Origin of the sequence: Streptomyces cyaneochromogenes, from assembly GCF_003963535.1 — a bacterium.
GTDB lineage: Bacteria > Actinomycetota > Actinomycetes > Streptomycetales > Streptomycetaceae > Streptomyces > Streptomyces shaanxiensis.
This window is the reverse complement of sequence record NZ_CP034539.1, coordinates 2,672,698-2,692,452: the sequence shown is the minus strand read 5'-3', so window position 1 is coordinate 2,692,452 and position 19,755 is coordinate 2,672,698. Positions and strand designations below refer to the sequence as shown.

General features: G+C 71.0%; 15 protein-coding genes. 9 read left to right on the top strand and 6 right to left on the bottom strand.

The window, feature by feature from the left end:
* Positions 1–6 precede the first annotated feature (6 nt).
* Entirely contained in the window at positions 7–1,611 is a 1,605-nt protein-coding gene (locus EJ357_RS11940) for an ADP-ribosylglycohydrolase family protein (protein WP_228473165.1), read from the bottom strand.
* Between the two features lie 89 nt (positions 1,612–1,700).
* Positions 1,701–2,813, bottom strand: a complete 1,113-nt coding sequence (locus EJ357_RS11935) for an ADP-ribosylglycohydrolase family protein (RefSeq protein WP_126391377.1) — start codon at positions 2,811–2,813, stop codon at positions 1,701–1,703.
* A gap of 269 nt (positions 2,814–3,082) precedes the next feature.
* Here EJ357_RS11935 and EJ357_RS11930 point away from each other — a divergent pair, with 269 nt between their 5' ends.
* The 4 genes from EJ357_RS11930 to EJ357_RS11920 all read left to right on the top strand — a co-directional run bounded on the left by EJ357_RS11930 (position 3,083) and on the right by EJ357_RS11920 (position 10,280).
* Entirely contained in the window at positions 3,083–3,814 is a 732-nt protein-coding gene (locus EJ357_RS11930) for a VIT1/CCC1 transporter family protein (protein ID WP_126391375.1), read from the top strand.
* A 121-nt stretch (positions 3,815–3,935) separates the two neighbouring features.
* Positions 3,936–4,106: a hypothetical protein gene (locus EJ357_RS48220; protein ID WP_175647373.1), complete on the top strand. Its 171-nt coding sequence runs from the start codon at positions 3,936–3,938 to the stop codon at positions 4,104–4,106.
* A gap of 86 nt (positions 4,107–4,192) precedes the next feature.
* On the top strand, positions 4,193–8,824 hold the full coding sequence (gene gltB / locus EJ357_RS11925; protein ID WP_126391373.1) for a glutamate synthase large subunit: 4,632 nt from the start codon (positions 4,193–4,195) through the stop codon (positions 8,822–8,824).
* Positions 8,817–10,280 (top strand): glutamate synthase subunit beta, encoded by a 1,464-nt coding sequence (locus EJ357_RS11920; protein ID WP_126391371.1) that lies wholly within the window; start codon positions 8,817–8,819, stop codon positions 10,278–10,280. The genes gltB and EJ357_RS11920 overlap by 8 nt, the downstream gene beginning before the upstream one ends.
* Positions 10,281–10,416: 136 nt before the next feature.
* Here the strand turns inward: EJ357_RS11920 and EJ357_RS11915 are convergent, their stop codons facing one another.
* Entirely contained in the window at positions 10,417–11,325 is a 909-nt protein-coding gene (locus tag EJ357_RS11915) for a chitosanase (RefSeq protein WP_126391369.1), read from the bottom strand.
* Positions 11,322–12,287: a rhomboid family intramembrane serine protease gene (locus tag EJ357_RS11910; RefSeq protein ID WP_228473029.1), complete on the bottom strand. Its 966-nt coding sequence runs from the start codon at positions 12,285–12,287 to the stop codon at positions 11,322–11,324. The genes EJ357_RS11915 and EJ357_RS11910 overlap by 4 nt, the downstream gene beginning before the upstream one ends.
* A 146-nt stretch (positions 12,288–12,433) precedes the next feature.
* On the opposite strand from EJ357_RS11910, the gene EJ357_RS11905 reads away from it, so the two are divergent.
* Both EJ357_RS11905 and qcrB read left to right on the top strand, forming a co-directional pair.
* Positions 12,434–13,156, top strand: coding sequence for a vWA domain-containing protein (locus tag EJ357_RS11905; RefSeq protein WP_126391367.1), 723 nt, complete (start codon positions 12,434–12,436; stop codon positions 13,154–13,156).
* 120 nt (positions 13,157–13,276) lie between these two features.
* Positions 13,277–14,923 (top strand): cytochrome bc1 complex cytochrome b subunit, encoded by a 1,647-nt coding sequence (gene qcrB / locus EJ357_RS11900; RefSeq protein ID WP_126391365.1) that lies wholly within the window; start codon positions 13,277–13,279, stop codon positions 14,921–14,923.
* Here the strand turns inward: qcrB and EJ357_RS11895 are convergent.
* Together EJ357_RS11895 and EJ357_RS11890 are read right to left on the bottom strand one after the other, a co-directional pair.
* Positions 14,901–15,896 carry an acyl-CoA dehydrogenase family protein gene (locus EJ357_RS11895; protein ID WP_126391363.1) on the bottom strand — a complete coding sequence of 332 codons (996 nt, stop codon included), beginning with the start codon at positions 15,894–15,896 and terminating at the stop codon, positions 14,901–14,903. The two genes, qcrB and EJ357_RS11895, sit on opposite strands and share 23 nt — an antisense overlap.
* Positions 15,896–17,035, bottom strand: coding sequence for an acyl-CoA dehydrogenase family protein (locus tag EJ357_RS11890; protein WP_126391361.1), 1,140 nt, complete (start codon positions 17,033–17,035; stop codon positions 15,896–15,898). Before EJ357_RS11890 ends, EJ357_RS11895 begins: the two co-directional genes overlap by 1 nt.
* Positions 17,036–17,095: 60 nt before the next feature.
* Between EJ357_RS11890 and EJ357_RS11885 the strand changes: the two genes are divergently transcribed.
* Genes EJ357_RS11885 through EJ357_RS11875 form a run of 3 tightly spaced genes read left to right on the top strand, consistent with a single transcriptional unit; the run spans position 17,096 to position 19,721 of the window.
* Positions 17,096–17,878, top strand: coding sequence for an SDR family oxidoreductase (locus EJ357_RS11885; protein WP_126391359.1), 783 nt, complete (start codon positions 17,096–17,098; stop codon positions 17,876–17,878).
* Between the two features lie 39 nt (positions 17,879–17,917).
* Positions 17,918–18,529, top strand: coding sequence for a TetR/AcrR family transcriptional regulator (locus EJ357_RS11880; protein ID WP_126391357.1), 612 nt, complete (start codon positions 17,918–17,920; stop codon positions 18,527–18,529).
* Between the two features lie 34 nt (positions 18,530–18,563).
* The gene (locus tag EJ357_RS11875) at positions 18,564–19,721 is read left to right on the top strand and encodes an acetyl-CoA C-acetyltransferase (protein ID WP_126391355.1); all 1,158 of its coding nucleotides are present in this window, start codon (positions 18,564–18,566) and stop codon (positions 19,719–19,721) included.
* Positions 19,722–19,755 lie beyond the last annotated feature (34 nt).

Here is a 19,755-nt window from a genome sequence, read left to right as displayed (position 1 = left end):
CCCGAATCATCCTCCTGGTCGAGCCGGTTGTGCGGCTTCCAGGAGTTCGGCGAGTTCCACCAGGTCGGTGCCGGTGAGGCGGGGGAGTACGCAGCCGGAGAGGGTGCGGCAGGTCTCGCGCCAGGACGCCGGGATGGACGTCCCGCCGCCCAACGCGCCGGTCAGTGCGCCTGCCAGGGCCGGTGCCGAGTCGGCGACGCGGGAGAGGCACGCGGCGGCGGGGACCGCCTCGGCGATACGGCCGCCTGCCGCGACGGTGAGGGCGAGGGCCACCGGGACCGTTTCGGCCGCGGCGATGCCGTAGCTGTAGACGTGGTCGACGATTTGGTGTTCGAGGAGGGGGATCAGGGCGAAGGCGCTGTCGGCGGCCCGGGCGAGCCGCAGGGCGTGGCGGGCGTTGCGGCCGATCTCCGTCTCCTCGGGGAGTTCGGCGAGGGCGGCGGTCACGCAGGCGTGGGTGTTGGCGCCGGTCAGGGCCAGGGCGAGGGCCGCCGCCATGGCTCTCGCGCCGTGTACGCCGTCGCCGTCCTGGGTGTAGCGGGCGTCGAACTCGGCGAGGTCGGCGGCGCGGTGGGGGTCGCCGGGGTGGGCGACGGCCAGGACGCAGGCGCGTACGCAGGCGGCGTCGTCGAAGTAGTGCGGGTTGTCGTGGCCGGTTGCGGGTGGGCGCAGGCCGTTGGCGAGGTTGCCGAGGCCCGCGCGGACGGAGATGCGGGCGCGCAGGGGGAGGATGGCCGACTCGACCTCTGGGGCGCGGTCGGCTGCGGCGGCGACCTCGCTGGCTACGGCGTTCCAGGTCAGGTCGATCGCGGCTCGGGTGCGGCGTTCTCGGCTGAGGTCGCCGAGGGCGGTGTCGTCGCCGGCGCGGAGGACCGCCTCTGCGGCGAACGCCGCCCATTCCGCGTCGTCGGAGGGGCCCAGGCGGAGGGGTTCGGGGGGTTGGTTGAGGGCGATGGGGACGGGGAGGGTGGTCGTGGCGTTGTGTTCGGCGAAGGTGTCGAGTTCGCGGGTGAGGCGGCGGGTCCATTCGGGCATGCGGGCGGCTCGGTGACGGGCGGCGGGCCAGCCGGCGGCGTCGCCTGCGGCCAGGCCCAGGAGCAGGCCGAGGATCCTCTGCCCGGCCTCGGCCTCGGCTTCGCCTTCGGCCTGGTGTTTCCCACCCGCACCGCCCGTGCGACTTTCGTCGTCGGGTGCGGGTGGCCCTGGTGGGGGGTGCTCGCCGTTGGCGGCTGCGGGTTGGTGCGGGGGTGTGTCGGGTGCGGGGGCTTGCGGGAGTGCGGCGGGGGCGAGGTCCTCCGGGGGATCACTGGCTGCGAGGTCGTTCGGGGCGGCCCTGGGCGGGGGGTTCTGTGGGCGGGTTCCGGGCGGAAGGCCTCCCGGGCCAGTCCTGGTTGTGAGGCTCTCTGGCGCCTTCCCGGGTGCGAGGTTCTGCGGGGATGCGCCGGGTGGGAGGCCTTCCGGGGGCTTCCCGGGTGTGAGGTTCTCCGGGGGCGTCCCAGGCAGCTGGATGTCCGGGGCAGTCCGGGGAGTGTGGCCTTCCGAGGGCGTCCCAGGCGTCGCCTCCTCCGAAGCCGCCCCCGGTACCCCCTCCTCCGAGGTCGCCCCAGCCATCACCTCCCCCGAGGCCACCCCCACCCCCCGCTCGGCCGTCGCTGGTTCCTCGGTCGGGTGTGTCCCCTCGTCCCACGGGCTGGGCGGTGTCACGGGCGGGCCTCCGTCTCGGCATCTGTGAGCAGGGCGAAGGAGTGGGGGACGGGAGCCTCTCCCCGTACCGGTAGCTCACTCGGTGCGCGTCCCCCCGGTCCCCACTTCCCGCCTTCCCCGGGCGTCAGCAACTCCGCGACATCCAGGACGTGGTGCCCGGCCATCGAGGGCAGACAGCTCCCCCGGGCCGGGCCGATCGCCGCCGCCCACTCGGTCGGGATCGCGGATTCCCCCTGTGTCGCGCCCGCCAGCGACCCCGCCACCGCAGCCGTCGTGTCCGCGTCCCGGCCCATGTTCACCGCCGTCAGTACCGCCTGGACGAAGTCGCCGTCCGCCGCCGCGTACGCCCCGAAGGCCAGTGCGACCGCCTCGGGGGCCAGGTCGGTCCAGGGGTAGCCGCCGATGACGACCGCGGAGCGGACCGCGCGTTCGCCTCGGTGGGCCACCGCGACGGCGCGGCGCAGGGAGCGGGCCGTCCAGGAGTCGTCCGGGACCACCGCCAGGGCCGAGGCGACCACCGCGATCGTCGGCGCGCCCGCCATCGCCGCCGCCACACCCGCCGCCACCGCCTGGCCGCCGTAGATGCCCTCGCCGTCATGGCTCACCGACCCGTCGATCGCCACCAGGCGGGCCGCCTCCGCCGGGCGGCCCGCCGCGAAGACGCCGAAGGGGGCCGCCCGCATGGCGAGACCGTCGCTCCAGGCGTGCCGGTGCTGGGCGGAGATGGGGGCGGCCAGGCCCCGGCGGAGGTTCTCCAGCGTGCCGCGTTCGCTGAAGCCCGCGCCCCGGAAGGGACCCTCCGCCCGGTCCGCGATCCACTCGTGCCAGGCCGTCTCCACATGGGCCGGGGTGAGGGCCGAGCCGTGGCGGGCGAGGAGGAGACCCGAGAAGATCGCGTACTCGGTGTCGTCCGTGCCGGAGGGGTTGTCGGTGACGAAGCCCGTGACGCGGCCCCAGCGGGCCCGGATCTCGGAGGGTTTCATGTTCTCCGCCGGGGCGCCCAACGCGTCGCCGACCGCCAGGCCGAGCAGGGCGCCGCGGGCCCGTTCGCGGAGTTCGGCGGCGTCCCCGGGCGCCGGAACCGAAGGGTTGCAGGCGATCGATGCCATACGCGGCCTTCCTCCGGGGGCTCCGCCCAGGGCGCGGAGCCCTTTACGGATATGTCCCACCGTCGGCGGTTGACCCGAGCCTCACAGGCCTCAGAGTCACCCGGTCGACATCTGTGCGGCTACCTACACGAATGAGCGTTCTAAGGCAAAACGGCAGGTTAGCCCAGCCTTTCCTTGCTGGCGAGGTGGAATTTCCGGGCGTAGATTTGGTGTTGTCGAAGAATAGAACGTGTCTAAAGGCAGCCTTGCCTGAGTAGTTGGGGGACCCCATGGCCATCATCGAGATCGAAGCGCCGCTCCACGAGGCGCACCGTGACAACCACACGCACCGTGATGTGAACGGAGGGTGGTTGCGCCCGGCCGTCTTCGGGGCGATGGACGGGCTCGTCTCCAATCTCGCCCTGATGACCGGTGTCGCGGGCGGGGCGGTCAGTCATCAGGTCGTCGTGTTGAGCGGACTCGCCGGGCTTGCCGCCGGCGCCTTCTCCATGGCCGCCGGTGAGTACACCTCCGTCGCCTCGCAGCGCGAGCTCGTCGAGGCCGAGCTGGAGGTCGAGCGGCGGGAGCTGAGAAAGCACCCCGAGGACGAGGAGGCCGAGCTCGCGGCTCTCTATGAGTCCCGGGGCGTCGAGCCGAAGCTCGCGCGGGCCGTGGCCGGGCAGCTCTCCCGTGATCCCGAGGTGGCTCTGGAGATTCACGCCCGGGAGGAGCTCGGCATCGATCCCGGCGATCTGCCGTCGCCGCTGGTCGCGGCCGTCTCGTCCTTCGGGTCGTTCGCGCTGGGCGCCCTGCTGCCCGTACTGCCTTATCTGCTCGGCGCCACCGCGCTGTGGCCGGCCGTGCTGCTCGCGCTCTTCGGCCTGTTCCTGTGTGGTGCCGTCGTGGCCAAGGTGACCGCACGTACCTGGTGGTTCAGCGGGCTGCGGCAGCTCGCGCTCGGTGGTGCCGCGGCCGGTGTGACGTACGCCCTGGGCAGTGTGTTCGGGATCGCCGTAGGATAGCTCGGCTGGAACTTATGCGTTGGGCCGCATAAGTAGCCGTTACTCGCTGGTTTCGGATGCATGACCACCGGGCATGAGCCGTAAGCGCTGTGGGCAATGACGCCTGGGGCGCACTCGCGGGGTGGACGACGACGCCCGCCTCGCCGCCGGACCGATGGACGCCGATCTGACCGATCTTGTTCCGTCGCGTCCCCCCATACTTTCCGCCGCCGCGCGGTACCACCGCCGCGACCGCGGCGTCCGCATGTTGGAACGGGTTATCCCGGTTCCCGAGAACCGCTCCATCATGTAACCTGCACGAAATTTTGCACTCACGCAGAGGGCCAACGTCGTCCCTCGGCAATCTGCATATGCCACATGACGACGACGGGAGAGCCGATGCGTACGCCGCGCCAGCCGTCCCAGCACTCCGCGAATGGCCAGAACTGGTCGTTCATGGATGCTCGCCCTGCTGCGCAGGGTATGTACGACCCCCGCAACGAACGCGACGCGTGCGGCGTCGGTTTCGTCGCCACCCTCACCGGCGAGGCGTCCCACACCCTGGTCGAGCAGGCCCTGACGGTCCTGCGCAACCTTGAGCACCGCGGTGCCACCGGCTCCGAGCCCGACTCCGGCGACGGTGCCGGAATCCTTTCTCAGGTGCCCGACGCGTTCTTCCGCGAGGTGGCCGGATTCGAACTGCCCGCGGCCGGTGCCTACGCCGTCGGTAACGCCTTCCTGCCGGAGGAGGGGACGGCCGAGGCCGTCTCACGGATTGAGACGATCGCCGGCGAGGAGGGCCTGACGGTCCTCGGCTGGCGTGAGGTTCCGGTCGCGCCCGAGCTGCTGGGTGCCACCGCCCGGTCGACCATGCCGGCCTTCCGGCAGATCTTCGTCGCCGACGGTTCCGCCGCCTCCGTCACGGGTATCGCCCTCGACCGCAAGGCCTTCGTGCTGCGCAAGCGCGCCGAGCGCGAGGTCGGTGTCTACTTCGCGTCGCTCTCGGCCCGGACCATCGTTTACAAGGGCATGCTGACCACCGGCCAGCTGGAGCCCTTCTTCCCGGACCTGTCCGACCGCCGGTTCGGCTCCGCGATCGCGCTCGTGCACTCCCGGTTCTCCACGAACACCTTCCCGTCGTGGCCCCTCGCGCACCCGTACCGCTTCGTCGCGCACAACGGTGAGATCAACACCGTCAAGGGCAACCGCAACTGGATGGTCGCCCGCGAGTCGCAGCTCGTCTCCGACTTGTTCGGCTCTGCCGGCCATGGACACGGCGGCAGCGAGGACAAGGCTCTGGAGCGCATCTTCCCGGTGTGTACGCCGGACGCCTCCGACTCGGCCTCCTTCGACGAGGTGCTGGAGCTGCTCCACCTCGGTGGCCGCTCCCTGCCCCACTCCGTGCTGATGATGATCCCGGAGGCGTGGGAGAACCACGACTCCATGGACCCGGCCCGGCGCGCGTTCTACCAGTACCACTCCACGATGATGGAGCCCTGGGACGGCCCGGCCTGTGTCACCTTCACCGACGGCACCCAGGTCGGCGCCGTCCTCGACCGCAACGGTCTGCGCCCCGGCCGCTACTGGGTCACCGACGACGGCCTCGTCGTCCTCGGCTCCGAGGTCGGCGTCCTCGACATCGACCCCGCCAAGGTCGTCCGCAAGGGCCGTCTGCAGCCCGGCCGGATGTTCCTCGTCGACACCGTCGAGCACCGCATCATCGAGGACGACGAGATCAAGGCGCAGCTCGCCGCCGAGGCCCCCTACGCGGAGTGGCTGGAGGCCGGCGAGATCGAGCTGTCCGACCTGCCCGAGCGCGAGCACATCGTGCACACGCACGCCTCGGTCACCCGCCGACAGCAGACCTTCGGTTACACCGAGGAGGAACTGCGCGTCATCCTCGCGCCGATGGCCAAGGCCGGTGCCGAGCCGATCGGTTCGATGGGCACCGACTCGCCGATCGCCGCGCTGAGCGAGCGCCCGCGTCTGCTCTTCGACTACTTCACCCAGCTGTTCGCGCAGGTCACCAACCCGCCGCTGGACGCGATCCGCGAGGAGCTCGTCACCTCGCTGCGCTCCTCGCTGGGCCCGCAGGGCAACCTGCTGGAGCCGACGGCCGCTTCGTGTCGTAGCGTCACCCTGCCCTTCCCGGTGATCGACAACGACGAGCTGGCCAAGCTCATCCACATCAACGCCGACGGCGACATGCCCGGCTTCAAGGCCGCGACCCTCTCCGGTCTGTACCGGGTGCACGGCGGCGGCGACGCCCTGGCCGCGCGCATAGAGGAGATCTGCGCCGAGGCCGACGCCGCCATCGACAACGGCGCCCGGCTGATCGTCCTGTCGGACCGCCACTCGGACGCCGAGCACGCGCCGATCCCGTCGCTGCTGCTCACCGCGGCCGTCCACCACCACCTCATCCGCACCAAGCAGCGCACCCACGTGGGCCTGCTGGTCGAGGCCGGTGACGTCCGCGAGGTCCACCACGTCGCCCTGCTCATCGGCTACGGCGCCGCCGCGGTCAACCCGTACCTGGCGATGGAGTCCGTCGAGGACCTGGTCCGCGCCGGCACCTTCCTGTCGGGCATAGAGGCCGAGCAGGCCATCCGCAACCTGATCTACGCCCTCGGCAAGGGCGTGCTGAAGGTCATGTCCAAGATGGGCATCTCCACGGTCGCCTCCTACCGCGGCGCCCAGGTCTTCGAGGCCGTCGGTCTCGAAGACGCCTTCGTGGAGAAGTACTTCAACGGCACGGCCACCAAGATCGGCGGCGTCGGCATCGACGTCATCGCCAAGGAGGTCGCCGCCCGCCACGCCAAGGCCTACCCCGCCTCGGGCATCGCCCCGGCGCACCGCGCGCTGGAGATCGGCGGCGAGTACCAGTGGCGTCGCGAGGGCGAGCCGCATCTGTTCGACCCGGAGACGGTCTTCCGCCTCCAGCACTCCACGCGCACCGGTCGCTACGACGTCTTCAAGCAGTACACGGACAGGGTGAACGAGCAGTCCGAGCGCCTGATGACGCTGCGCGGCCTGTTCGGCTTCAAGTCCGACCGTCCCTCGATCCCCATCGACGAGGTCGAGCCGGCCAGCGAGATCGTCAAGCGCTTCTCCACCGGCGCCATGTCGTACGGCTCCATCTCCAAGGAGGCGCACGAGACCCTCGCCATCGCCATGAACCAGCTGGGCGGCAAGTCCAACACCGGTGAGGGCGGCGAGGACCCGGACCGTCTGTACGACCCGGCGCGGCGCTCGTCGATCAAGCAGGTCGCCTCCGGCCGCTTCGGCGTCACGTCCGAGTACCTGGTCAACGCCGACGACATCCAGATCAAGATGGCCCAGGGCGCCAAGCCCGGCGAGGGCGGCCAGCTGCCCGGCCACAAGGTCTACCCGTGGGTCGCCAAGACGCGTCACTCGACGCCGGGCGTGGGCCTGATCTCCCCGCCGCCGCACCACGACATCTACTCCATCGAGGACCTGGCCCAGCTGATCCACGACCTCAAGAACGCGAACCCGCAGGCGCGGATTCACGTAAAGCTGGTCTCCGAGGTCGGCGTCGGCACGGTCGCCGCGGGTGTCTCCAAGGCGCACGCGGACGTGGTGCTCATCTCCGGCCACGACGGCGGTACGGGCGCCTCCCCGCTCACCTCGCTCAAGCACGCGGGCGGCCCCTGGGAGCTCGGTCTCGCCGAGACCCAGCAGACGCTGCTGCTCAACGGCCTGCGCGACCGCATCGTCGTGCAGACCGACGGCCAGCTGAAGACCGGCCGTGACGTCGTCATCGCCGCGCTCCTCGGCGCCGAGGAGTTCGGTTTCGCGACCGCGCCGCTCGTCGTCTCCGGCTGCGTCATGATGCGCGTCTGCCACCTGGACACCTGCCCGGTCGGCATCGCCACCCAGAACCCGACCCTCAGGGACCGGTTCTCCGGCAAGGCCGAGTACGTCGTGAACTTCTTCCAGTACATCGCCGAAGAGGTCCGCGAGATCCTCGCCGAGCTGGGCTTCCGCTCCATCGAGGAGGCCGTCGGCCACGCCGAGACGCTGGACGTCACGCGTGCCGTCGACCACTGGAAGGCGCAGGGCCTGGACCTGGCCCCGCTGTTCCACGTGCCCGAGCTGCCCGAGGGCGCGGTGCGTCACCAGCTGGTCGAGCAGGACCACGGCCTGGAGAAGGCGCTCGACAACGAGCTCATCAAGCTCGCCGCCGACGCCCTGGCCGCGGACTCCGCGACCGACGCCCAGCCGGTGCGCGCCCAGGTCAAGGTCCGCAACATCAACCGCACGGTCGGCACCATGCTCGGCCACGAGGTGACGAAGAAGTTCGGTGGCGCGGGCCTGCCCGACGACACCATCGACATCACCTTCACGGGCTCGGCCGGCCAGTCCTTCGGCGCCTTCCTCCCGCGCGGTGTCACGCTGCGCCTGGAGGGCGACGCCAACGACTACGTCGGCAAGGGTCTGTCCGGTGGCCGTGTGGTCGTCCGTCCCGACCGGGGCGCCGACCACCTCGCCGAGTACTCGACGATCGCGGGCAACACCATCGCCTACGGCGCGACCGGCGGCGAGCTGTTCCTGCGCGGTCGTACGGGCGAGCGGTTCTGCGTCCGCAACTCCGGTGCGCTGGTCGTCTCCGAGGGCGTGGGCGACCACGGCTGCGAGTACATGACCGGTGGCCACGCGGTGGTCCTGGGCGAGACGGGACGTAACTTCGCGGCCGGTATGTCCGGCGGTATCGCGTACGTCATCGACCTCGACCGCGACAACGTCAACGTCGGCAACGTCAGCGCCGTCGAGGCCCTCGACGACACCGACAAGCAGTGGCTGCACGACGTGGTCCGCCGCCACCAGGAGGAGACCGGCTCCACGGTCGCCGAGAAGCTCCTGGCCGAGTGGGAGACCGCCGTCGAGCGCTTCAGCAAGATCATCCCCAGCACGTACAAGGCAGTGCTCGCCGCCAAGGACGCCGCCGAGCGAGCCGGTCTGTCCGAGACCGAGATCACCGAGAAGATGATGGAGGCGGCGATCAATGGCTGACCCGAAGGGCTTTCTGAACCACGGCCGCGAGGTCGCCAAGTCCCGCCCGGTCGACGTGCGTCTGAAGGACTGGAACGAGGTCTACGTCCCCGGCTCCCTGCTGCCGATCATCAGCAAGCAGGCCAGCCGCTGCATGGACTGCGGCATCCCGTTCTGCCACAACGGCTGTCCGCTGGGGAACCTGATCCCCGAGTGGAACGACTACGCCTACCGCGAGGACTGGTCGGCGGCGTCGGAGCGCCTGCACGCGACGAACAACTTCCCGGAGTTCACGGGCCGTCTGTGCCCTGCTCCGTGTGAGTCGGCGTGTGTGCTCGGCATCAACCAGCCGGCCGTCACCATCAAGAACGTCGAGGTCTCGATCATCGACAAGGCGTGGGACGCGGGCACCGTCGCCCCGCAGGCCCCGGAGCGCCTGTCCGGCAAGACCGTCGCCGTGATCGGCTCGGGCCCGGCCGGCCTGGCCGCCGCCCAGCAGCTCACGCGGGCCGGCCACACCGTCGCCGTCTACGAGCGTGCCGACCGCATCGGCGGCCTGCTCCGCTACGGCATCCCCGAGTTCAAGATGGAGAAGCGGCACATCAACCGCCGTATCGAGCAGATGCGCGCGGAGGGCACCCGCTTCCGTACCGGTATCGAGATCGGCCGCGACCTCAAGGCGACCGACCTCAAGAAGCGGTACGACGCGATCGTCATCGCCGCCGGTGCGACGACCGCCCGTGACCTCCCGGTCCCCGGCCGCGAGCTCAAGGGCATCCACCAGGCCATGGAGTACCTGCCGCTGGCGAACAAGGTGCAGGAGGGCGACTTCGTGGCGCCCCCCATCACCGCCGAGGGCAAGCACGTCGTGGTCATCGGCGGTGGCGACACCGGCGCCGACTGCGTGGGCACCGCCCACCGCCAGGGCGCGGCCTCGGTGACGCAGCTGGAGATCATGCCCCGCCCGAACGACGAGCGGAACGCGGTCTCCCAGCCGTGGCCGACCTTCCCGATGCTGTACAAGGTCACGTCCGCGCACGAGGAGGGCGGCGAGCGGGTCTACTCCGTCTCCACCACCCACTTCGAGGGCGACGAGGACGGCAACGTCCAGTGGCTGCACCTCACCGAGGTGGAGTTCATCGACGGCAAGCTGACCCCGAAGCCGGGCACGGAGCGCAAGATCCCCGCCCAGCTGGTCACGCTGGCGATGGGCTTCACCGGCACCGACCGCGAGAACGGCCTGGTCGAGCAGTTCGGCCTGGAGCTCGACGAGCGCGGCAACATCGCCCGCGACGCCGACTTCCAGACCAACGTGCCCGGCGTGTTCGTCGCCGGTGACGCGGGCCGCGGCCAGTCGCTCATCGTGTGGGCGATCGCGGAGGGCCGCTCGGCCGCCCGCGGCACCGACCGGTTCCTGACCGGCGCGAGCGACCTGCCGGCCCCGATCCGGCCGACGGACCGCTCGCTGATGGTCTGATCCGGAGATCAACAGACGTCCCGTACAACGGCGTACGGAACACTGACGGCGCCTGCCCCTTGTCCCCGACCGGACGAAAGGGCAGGCGCCGTCGCCTTTCTCAGGCATGGTCCGGAAGACGCCCTCCAGGGCTCCCCTAGGGCACCTTGTACGTCTCCCCGTACACCTGCCACACCAGCGGAGTGTTCAGCCGGAGGTTCCCGTTGTTCAGGAACCGTCGCTGGGCCGTGTCGATACGGGTCGTGTCGGTGTCCGGCCTCTTCGCCCGCATGGCCGCCCGGCGGACGTCGAGGAAGGCGTCCAGGTACGCCGTCTCCGCGCCGCCCTCGGAGGGGGAGTCCGCCTTGCGCAGGGCGCGCTCGCGCAGGACGTAGAAGCCGTCCGCGTCGATGCCCGCGCCGTGGAAGACCATCGCGTCGTAGTACACGAACTGGCCCAGCGTGCCGAGCCCGTCGAGCTTGGCGAGGCGCACCGCCGGGTCGAAGTAGACGCGGTCGCGTTCGGCGTCCTGGGCCTCGCGGAACGCCGCCACCCGGGACTCCGCCTTCCAGGCCTTGGTGAAACCGGGGTCCAGGCCCTCGTGGGAGTCGGTGCCGTCGACCTTGCGCAGGGCGGGGAGATAGCGGGCGAGCCCGTTGTCCGGGTGGTCCTCGGTGTAGTTCTCGACCAGGTCCAGCAGGTCGTGGGTGCCGGTGCAGAAGCCGATGATGCCGGCCGTGTAGCCCTGGCCGTCGCCGAGGTCCTCGATGTAGCCGTAGGTGCGGCGCCAGTCGACGGTCGAGCTCTCGGCGCTGGACACGAGCTGCTGGGCGAGCTCCTTCTTCGCGGGCGCGGCGAGGCCCTTCGGCAGGCTCGCGATCAGCTCGTCGTCCGACGCGCGGTCCTGCTCGGCGCGGCTCTTGGCCTCCTGAAGGGCGGCCTGCTGCTCGGACGCGACGGTGGACTCCGCCGGGCTCTGCGCGGACTCCGAGGGGATCAGGAAGTAGACGACCGCCGCGACGGCGACCGGGACGGCGGCGAAGAACAGGATTCCGATACGTCTCACTGGGCGATCCCTCCGCCGGTCAGCTCCGCGGCCTTGGCGACCGCGGCCATCGCCAGCAGCACCAGCACGCCCACGCAGGCGGCCGCCTGGATCAGGGCCTGGCGTGGCCCGCGCGGGGCGTACGCGTAGGCGAACGTGACCGCGGCCCCCGTCAGCAGCCCACCGAGGTGGCCCTGCCAGGAGGTGATGCTCGCGGAGAGCAGCAGCCACAGGAGCAGGAACGCCATGAAACGGTTGACGGAGCGCATGTCGGCGCCGATGCGGCGGGCGAGGACGTAGTAGGCGGCACCGAGACCGAAGATCGCTCCCGACGCGCCGACCGACTCCACGTGCGGGTCGGTGAGCAGCAGCTCGAACACCGAACCGCCCAGCGTGGCCAGCAGATAGAGCGCGAGGTACCGGACCCGGCCCAGCATGGGCTCCACGACCCGGCCGAGCTGCCACAGCGTGAGCATGTTCATCACGATGTGCAGCACCCCGAAGGTGCCCTCGGTCGGCGCCGAGTGAAGGAACCCGCTGGTCAGCAGCCGTTCCCACTCTCCGGCGACCACGCCCTCGGCGTGCAGGTCCGACGGGTGCCCGGGCGCGTAGACGTAGTAGCCGTCCGGCCCGGCCAGCCGGGCGCCGAGCATCGAGAACCGGTCCAGGATCTCCGGGCGCACCACCTCGGCCAGGTAGGCGAGGACGTTGAGCCCGATGAGTACGGAGGTCACGAGCGGCGTCGCGGCGATCCGCCCGCCGACGAGCGTCCGGGCCTGCCGCACCGACCGCGCGCCCTCCTTCACGCACTCCACGCACTGGTGGCCGACGGACGCCTCCCGCATGCAGTCCGGGCAGATGTACCGGTCGCAGCGGGTGCAGCGGACGTGGGACTCGACCTTGGGGTGGCGATAGCAGGTCGTGACCGTGGGCTGGGCGGACTGGGAATGGCTGGACTCGGACTGGGTGGACTCGGGCTCCACAGCCGGCTCCTCGAAGGGGACTGGACGAACGGTGAGCCGGTGGGGGCGGCGGCGAACAAAATAGCGAACACCTGTGGACACAGGGAGAGGTGGGTCCGCGGTGTCGTAACCTCGGCACCCAGTGGGATGCGCGAGGGGGAGACAGTATGGCAGCGATCAGTCTCAGCAAAGTCGAGGAGACCGCGCCCGCGCTGGTCAGCCTGTACAAAACCGCCGGGGTGTCGCTGCGCAAGCACGGACTGGACGGGGCGCGAGCCGCGGTCTACCTGGTCGTGGACTACTCCGGCTCGATGAAGCCGTACTACAAGGACGGCAGCGTGCAGGCGCTCGCCGACCGGGTGCTCGGGCTGTCGGCGCACTTCGACGACGACGGGACCGTGCCGGTGGTGTTCTTCTCGACCGACGTCGACGCGCAGACGGAGATCGCGCTGGCCGACCACCGGGGGCGCATCGAGCGGATCGTGGCCGGCCTCGGGCACATGGGCAAGACCAGCTACCACCTGGCCATGGACGCCGTCATCGACCACTACCTCGACAGCGGGTCGACGGACCCCGCCCTGGTCGTCTTCCAGACCGACGGCGGCCCCATCAACAAGCTCGCCGCGGAACGCTACCTGTGCAAGGCGGCCCGCCTCCCGCTGTTCTGGCAGTTCATCGGCTTCGGCGACCCGGAAAGCAAGCAGTTCGACTACCTGCGCAAGCTCGACGACCTGTCCGTCCCGGACAAGCGGGTCGTCGACAACGCCGGCTTCTTCCACGTCGGCGCGGAGCCGCGGAAGGTGTCCGACGCCGAGTTGTACGACCGGCTCGTCGGCGAGTTCCCGAAGTGGCTGGTGGCGGCGCGGGCGCAGGGGATCGTACGGGGGTAGCGGCGCACGGTCGCCGGCCCGGAGGGCTCGCGGCACTCGCTCACCCGGTTGCTCGCCCCGTTGGCTTGGGCGGTACGGCCGTGTAACCCTGTGGTTGATCCGACGGGGAGGCGACGGCGTATGGACGGCGCACGATCGGGGAACGAGGAAGCGGTGGCCGGGCGGGCCGCCCCGCCCGCGAAGGGCGAGAGGATCGCCGACTGGGCCGACGGACGGCTGGGGATCTATGCGCTGGCCAAGGCCAATATGCGCAAGGTCTTTCCGGACCACTGGTCCTTCATGCTGGGCGAGGTCTGCCTCTACAGCTTTCTCGTCCTGATCCTCACCGGCGTCTATCTCACCCTGTTCTTCGACCCGAGCACCAACGAGGTCGTCTACAACGGCACCTACGAACCCCTCAACGGCGTCCTGATGACCAGGGCCTACGAGTCCACGCTCGACATCAGCTTCGACGTGCGCGGCGGGCTGCTCATACGCCAGATCCACCACTGGGCGGCGCTGGTCTTCGTCACCGGGATGCTCGTGCACATGATGCGGGTGTTCTTCACCGGGGCCTTCCGCAAGCCGCGCGAGATCAACTGGGTGTTCGGCTGGTCCCTGCTGATGCTCGGCATCATCACCGGCCTGACCGGCTACTCCCTCCCCGACGACCTGCTGTCCGGCACCGGCCTGCGGTTCGCCCACGGCGCGATCCTGTCGATCCCGATCGTCGGGACGTACGTGGCGTTCTTCCTCTTCGGCGGGGAGTTCCCCGGGGAGGACTTCATCGCCCGGCTCTATCCGATCCACATCCTGCTGCTGCCCGGGATCATGCTGGGCCTGGTGGTCGCCCATCTGATCCTGGTCTTCTACCACAAGCACACGCAGTACCCGGGCCCCGGCCGCGACCAGAAGACGGTCGTCGGCATGCCCTTCCTGCCGGTGTACATGGCCAAGGCGGGCGGCTTCTTCTTCCTGGTCTTCGGCGTGCTGGCGGTCATGGGCGGCATCGCCAGCATCAACCCCGTGTGGGCGTTCGGGCCCTACCGTCCGGACCTGGTGACCACGGGTGCCCAGCCCGACTGGTACCTGGGCTTCTCCGAGGGTCTGATCCGGGTGATGCCGGGATGGGAGATCAACGCCTGGGGCCACACCCTGGAACCGGGCGTCTTCATCCCCTTCTCCCTCTTCCCGCTGATCCTGCTCGCACTCGGCGTGTATCCGTTCCTCGAGGCGTGGATCACCGGCGACAAACGGGAGCACCACATCCTCGACCGGCCGCGCAACATGCCCGTGCGCACCGGCCTCGGCGCTGCCTGGCTGAGTCTGTACGCGGTGCTGCTGATCGGTGGCGGCAACGACATCGTGGCCACGCATCTGCATCTGTCCATCAACCTGATCACGTGGTTCGTGCGGATCGCGGTCTTCGTCGTGCCGGTCGTCACCTACATGGTGACCAAGCGGATCTGCCTCGGGCTGCAGCGCCGGGACCGGGCCAAGGTGCTGCACGGCAGGGAGACGGGCACCATCAAGCGGCTCCCGCAGGGGAAGTTCATCGAGGTCCACGAACCCCTCTCCCAGGGGCAGCTGTTCACCCTCACCCAGCACGAGGAGCATCCGCCGTACGAGGTCGGTCCGCTCGTCGACGCGAACGGCGTCCGGCGCCGGGTCCGCCGGACCCAGCGGGTGCGGGCCCGGCTGGCGCGGGCGATGTTCGGGCCTCGTTCGCGGATCACCAAGCCGACGGTGGAGGAGTACCGCGAGGTCACCAGCGGCGATCACCACTGACACGGTCCTGCCCTGGCCGGGCGGCGCCGAGCACCTCGGCCCTGCAGGCGTCCGGGCCGCCCCAGGCGGTGCGCAGGGCGCGGGCCTTGGTGAGCCAGAGCGACAGGTCGTACTCCGCCGTGTAGCCGATCGCGCCGTGCGCCTGGAGTGCAGTACGGGCGGTCGTGTACGCGGCCTCGCAGGCGGTGACCTTGGCGGCGGCTATGTCGGCCGGGTCCATGGTGAGCGCGGCGCCGAGGACGAGGGGCCGGGCGAACTCCAGGGCGACCTTCGCGTCGGCGAGCCGATGTTTGACCGCCTGGAACGAGCCTATGGGCACGCCGAACTGGGTCCGCCGCCGGACGTGGGCGACCGTCCTGTCGAGCAGCGCGAGGCCCACGCCGAGGGCCTGGGCGGCGGTGGTCAGGCGGGCGTGGGCGAGGGCCTGCGCGGTGGGCGGGTCGGGGCTGAGGAGCTCGCCGCCGGGATCGAGGGGCGTGAGGCGGCGGGCCGGGTCCAGAGAGGGCCGCACCGGGCCGTGGCCGGGGGAGAGGTACAGGCCGTGCGGGGTCAGCGCGAGGTGGGTGGTGGCCGCGTCGCCGTCCAGGGCGTACGGCGCCGTCCACGCCAGCGTCGCCATCGCCTCGCCCGTCGCCAGCGCCGGAAGGAGCCGCTTGGCCGCGCCGGGGTCCGGCAGACCGGCGAGCAGGGCCGCGGCGGTGACCGTCTCCACCAGTGGCCCCGGCACCGCGTGCCGCCCCAACTCCACGAAGGCGACGGCGAGTTCGACGGGCCGCGGGCCCAGTCCCTCGTAAGCCTCGGGAACGGCCAGCGCGAAGACTCCGGCCTGCGCGATACGGGACCACAGCGCACGGCCACCGGCATGCTCGCCCCGGCTCCACTCCCGCACGACCGACGGCGTGTCCGCCGCCGTCAGCATCGCGTCCAGCGAGTCGGCGAAGGCCCGCTGCTCGGCGTCGAGGAGGAACCTCATCAGCGTCGCCCCTTCGGCAGGCCGAGCAGCCGCTCGGCGATGATGTCGCGCTGGATCTCGTTCGTGCCCGCGTAGATGGGGCCGGCGAGGGAGAAGACGTAGCGCTCGGACCAGTCGGTGTCGGCCAGCTCGCCCTCGACGCCCAGGAGATCGAGGGCCGTCTCGTGCAGCGCGATGTCGTACTCCGACCAGAAGACCTTGTTCAGGCTGGACTCCGGGCCGATCGACTCGCCGTCCAGGAAGCGGGAGGCGGCGGCATAGGTGAAGAGCTGGTACGCCCGGGCGCCGATCAGGGCGTCGGCCACGCGGTGCCGTGTGCTCTGCGGGCTGCCCCGGGTGTGCCAGAGGTGCGTCAGGCGATCCGCGCTCGCGAGGAAGCGGCCGGGGGAGCGCAGCATCAGGCCGCGTTCGTTGCCCGCCGTCGACATCGCGATCCGCCAGCCCTGGCCCGGCTCGCCGATCACGTCCTCGTCCGGTACGAACACCTCGTCCAGGAACAGCTCGGCGAACGCGGGTTTCCCGTCGAGGCGGGCGATGGGGCGGACTGTGACACCGGGGGCGCGCAGGTCGAACATCAGGTACGTCAGGCCCTGGTGGGGCTTGGGCCGGTCCGGGTCGGTGCGGAACAGGCCGAACGCGCGGTCGGCGAAGGCGGCGCGCGAGGACCAGGTCTTCTGGCCGGACAGCAGCCAGCCGCCGTCCCTGCGAACCGCCCTCGACCTCAGCGAGGCCAGATCCGAGCCCGCCTCCGGCTCCGACCACGCCTGCGCCCAGACCACCTCGCCGGTGGCCATGGACGGCAGCACGCGCGCGCGTTGCTCCTCGGTGCCGTACTCGAAGAGGGTCGGGGCGAGGAGGCCGACGCCGTTCTGGTTGACGCGTCCCGGCGCGTCCGCCGCCCAGTACTCCTCCTCGAACAGCAGCCACCGCACGAGCGTGGCGTCCCGGCCGCCGTACGCCGCCGGCCAGTTCACCACCGACCAGTGGTCGGCGGCGAGCCGGGCCTCCCAGGCCCGGTGCGCCGCGAAGCCCGCCTCGGTCTCCAGGGAGGGAAGCGGGTCGGGCGGCACATGCGCGCGCAGCCAGGCCCGGGCCTCGGCGCGGAACGCCTCGTCGGCGGCGGAGTGGGTGAGGTCCACTGTCGTCCTCCCTCCCTGCGAGTCTTCCCTAACAAGTGTTTGGTAGGTTAGCGTGCTGCCATGACAAACGTCGAGGCGCCGACGTACGTTCCCGGGCACGGACTGCTCCGCGGGCGCACCGCCGTCGTCACCGCCGCGGCCGGCGCGGGCATCGGCGGCGCCACCGCCCGCCGCCTCCTGGAGGAGGGCGCCCGCGTGCTGGTCAGCGACGCCCACGCGCGGCGGCTGAAGGAGCACGAGGCCGAGCTGGCCCGGGAGTTCGGGGGCGCGGTGACGTCCGCGGTGTGCGATGTCACCGACGAGACGCAGGTGCGGGCCCTCTTCGACACCGCCGTGCAGGAGCACGGCCGACTGGACGTGGTCGTCAACAACGCGGGCCTCGGCGGGACTTCGCCCCTCGTCGACATGACCGACGAGCAGTGGTCGAAGGTCCTCGACGTGACCTTGAACGGCACCTTCAGATGCACCCGGGCCGCCCTGCGCCGGATGCGCGACACCGGCGGCGTGATCGTCAACAACGCCTCCGTCGTCGGCTGGCGCGCCCAGGCAGGGCAGGCGCACTACGCCGCGGCGAAGGCCGGCGTGATGGCGCTGACCCGGTGCGCCGCGGTCGAGGCCGCCGAGTACGGGGTGCGGGTCAACGCGGTGGCGCCGAGCCTCGCCATGCACCCGCACCTGGCGAAGGTGACGACCCCCGAGCTGCTGGAGGAGCTCACCGCCCGCGAGGCCTTCGGGCGGTACGCCGAGCCCTGGGAGGTGGCCAACGTGATCGTCTTCCTGGCGTCGGGCTACTCGTCGTACATGACCGGCGAGATCGTCTCCGTCAGCAGCCAGCATGCCTAGGACGACGGCCGCCCCCACGCCCAGGACGACAATGGACCCGTGCCGACCAAGAAGAAGCCCCAGGTGACCGCCGCAGCCGCCAGGCGGCGCGAACTCCTCGACACCGCCGCCGAGGTCTTCGCCGAGCAGGGCTACAACGCCACGACCGTACGCAAGATCGCGGACCACGCGGGCATGCTCGCGGGCAGCCTCTACTACCACTTCGACTCCAAGGAGTCGATGCTGGAGGAGATCCTGCGGACCTTCCTCGACGAGCTCTGGGGCGGCTACGACGCCGTCCTGGGCGCCGAGCTCGGGCCCCGCGAGACCCTCGAAGCCCTGGTCACCGAGTCGTTCCGGGAGATCGACCGGCACCGCGCCGCCGTCGCGATCTACCAGAAGGAGAACAAACAGCTGGTGGCGCAGGAGCGGTTCGCGTTCCTCGCCGAGTCGCAGCGCAGGTTCGAGAAGGCCTGGCTGTCCACGCTGGAGCGCGGGGTCGCGGCCGGGGTGTTCCGCTCCGACCTCGACGTCCGGCTCACCTACCGGTTCGTGCGGGACACGGTGTGGGTCGCCGCGTCCTGGTACCGGCCCGGCGGGCAGCACAGCCCGGAGGAGATCGCCCGGCAGTACCTGTCGATGGTGCTGGACGGGATCGCCGTACGCACGTGATCGCCGTACGCACGTAACTCATTGGGGAGTTGCCATGGCCGAGGCCTACATCGTCGAAGCGGTCCGCACGCCCGTCGGGCGGCGTGGAGGAGGGCTCAGCGCGGTCCATCCGGCCGACCTGGGCGCGCATGTGCTCAAGGAACTCGTCTCGCGCGCGGGCATGGATCCGGCCGCCGTCGAGGACGTCGTCTTCGGCTGCCTGGACGCCGTCGGGCCGCAGGCCGGGGACATCGCGCGGACCTGCTGGCTGGCGGCCGGGCTGCCCGAGGAGGTGCCGGGGGTGACCGTGGACCGGCAGTGCGGGTCCTCGCAGCAGGCCGTGCACTTCGCGGCGCAGGGCGTGCTGTCCGGCACCCAGGACCTGGTGGTCGCGGGCGGCGTGCAGAACATGTCGATGATCCCCATCGCCTTCGCCACCCGGCAGGCGGCCGAGCCACTGGGGCTGACGGCGGGGCCCTTCGCGGGCAGCGAGGGCTGGCGGGCCCGGTACGGCCAGAAGCCGGTGAACCAGTTCGCCGGCGCCGAGATGATCGCCGCGAAGTGGGGGATCAGCCGGCCGGACCAGGAGGAGTTCGCGCTGCGCTCGCACCGGCGGGCGCTGCGGGCGATCGACGAGGGTCGCTTCGAGCGCGAGCTCGTGCCCTACGGGCCGGTCGCCGTCGACGAGGGGCCGCGCCGGGACACCTCACTGGAGAAGATGGCGGCGCTGAAGCCGGTCATCGAGGGCGGCACCGTCACGGCGGCCTGTTCCTCGCAGGTATCCGACGGCGCGGCGGCGATGTTGCTGGCCTCGGAGCGGGCCGTGCGCGAGCATGGGCTCACGCCCCGGGCCCGGGTGCACCACCTCTCGGTGCGCGGTGAGGATCCCATCCGCATGCTCACCGCTCCGATCCCCGCCACCGCCCACGCCCTGAAGAAGACCGGCCTGTCGATCGACGACATCGACCTCGTCGAGATCAACGAGGCCTTCGCGCCGGTGGTCCTGGCCTGGCTGAAGGAGACCGGCGCGGATCCGGACAAGGTCAACGTCAACGGCGGGGCGATCGCCCTGGGGCATCCGCTGGGCGCGACGGGCGTGAAGCTGATGACGACCCTGCTGCACGAACTGGAGCGCACGGGCGGTCGGTTCGGGCTGCAGACGATGTGCGAGGGCGGGGGACAGGCGAACGTGACGATCATCGAGAGGCTCTGAGCATCGCGATGCGTCGTTGTTCGTCCGCGGCGCC

What these genes read in the sequence shown, in the direction of transcription:
- qcrB (WP_126391365.1), top strand. Translation starts at nt 13,277, where the DNA reads ATGGACGGCGCACGATCGGGGAACGAGGAAGCGGTGGCCGGGCGGGCC.
- gltB (WP_126391373.1), top strand. Translation starts at nt 4,193, where the DNA reads ATGCGTACGCCGCGCCAGCCGTCCCAGCACTCCGCGAATGGCCAGAAC.
- EJ357_RS11905 (WP_126391367.1), top strand. Translation starts at nt 12,434, where the DNA reads ATGGCAGCGATCAGTCTCAGCAAAGTCGAGGAGACCGCGCCCGCGCTG.
- EJ357_RS11875 (WP_126391355.1), top strand. Translation starts at nt 18,564, where the DNA reads ATGGCCGAGGCCTACATCGTCGAAGCGGTCCGCACGCCCGTCGGGCGG.
- EJ357_RS11895 (WP_126391363.1), bottom strand. Translation starts at nt 15,896, where the DNA reads ATGAGGTTCCTCCTCGACGCCGAGCAGCGGGCCTTCGCCGACTCGCTG.
- EJ357_RS11940 (WP_228473165.1), bottom strand. Translation starts at nt 1,611, where the DNA reads ATGGCTGGGGCGACCTCGGAGGAGGGGGTACCGGGGGCGGCTTCGGAG.
- EJ357_RS11920 (WP_126391371.1), top strand. Translation starts at nt 8,817, where the DNA reads ATGGCTGACCCGAAGGGCTTTCTGAACCACGGCCGCGAGGTCGCCAAG.
- EJ357_RS11935 (WP_126391377.1), bottom strand. Translation starts at nt 2,813, where the DNA reads ATGGCATCGATCGCCTGCAACCCTTCGGTTCCGGCGCCCGGGGACGCC.
- EJ357_RS11930 (WP_126391375.1), top strand. Translation starts at nt 3,083, where the DNA reads ATGGCCATCATCGAGATCGAAGCGCCGCTCCACGAGGCGCACCGTGAC.
- EJ357_RS11885 (WP_126391359.1), top strand. Translation starts at nt 17,096, where the DNA reads ATGACAAACGTCGAGGCGCCGACGTACGTTCCCGGGCACGGACTGCTC.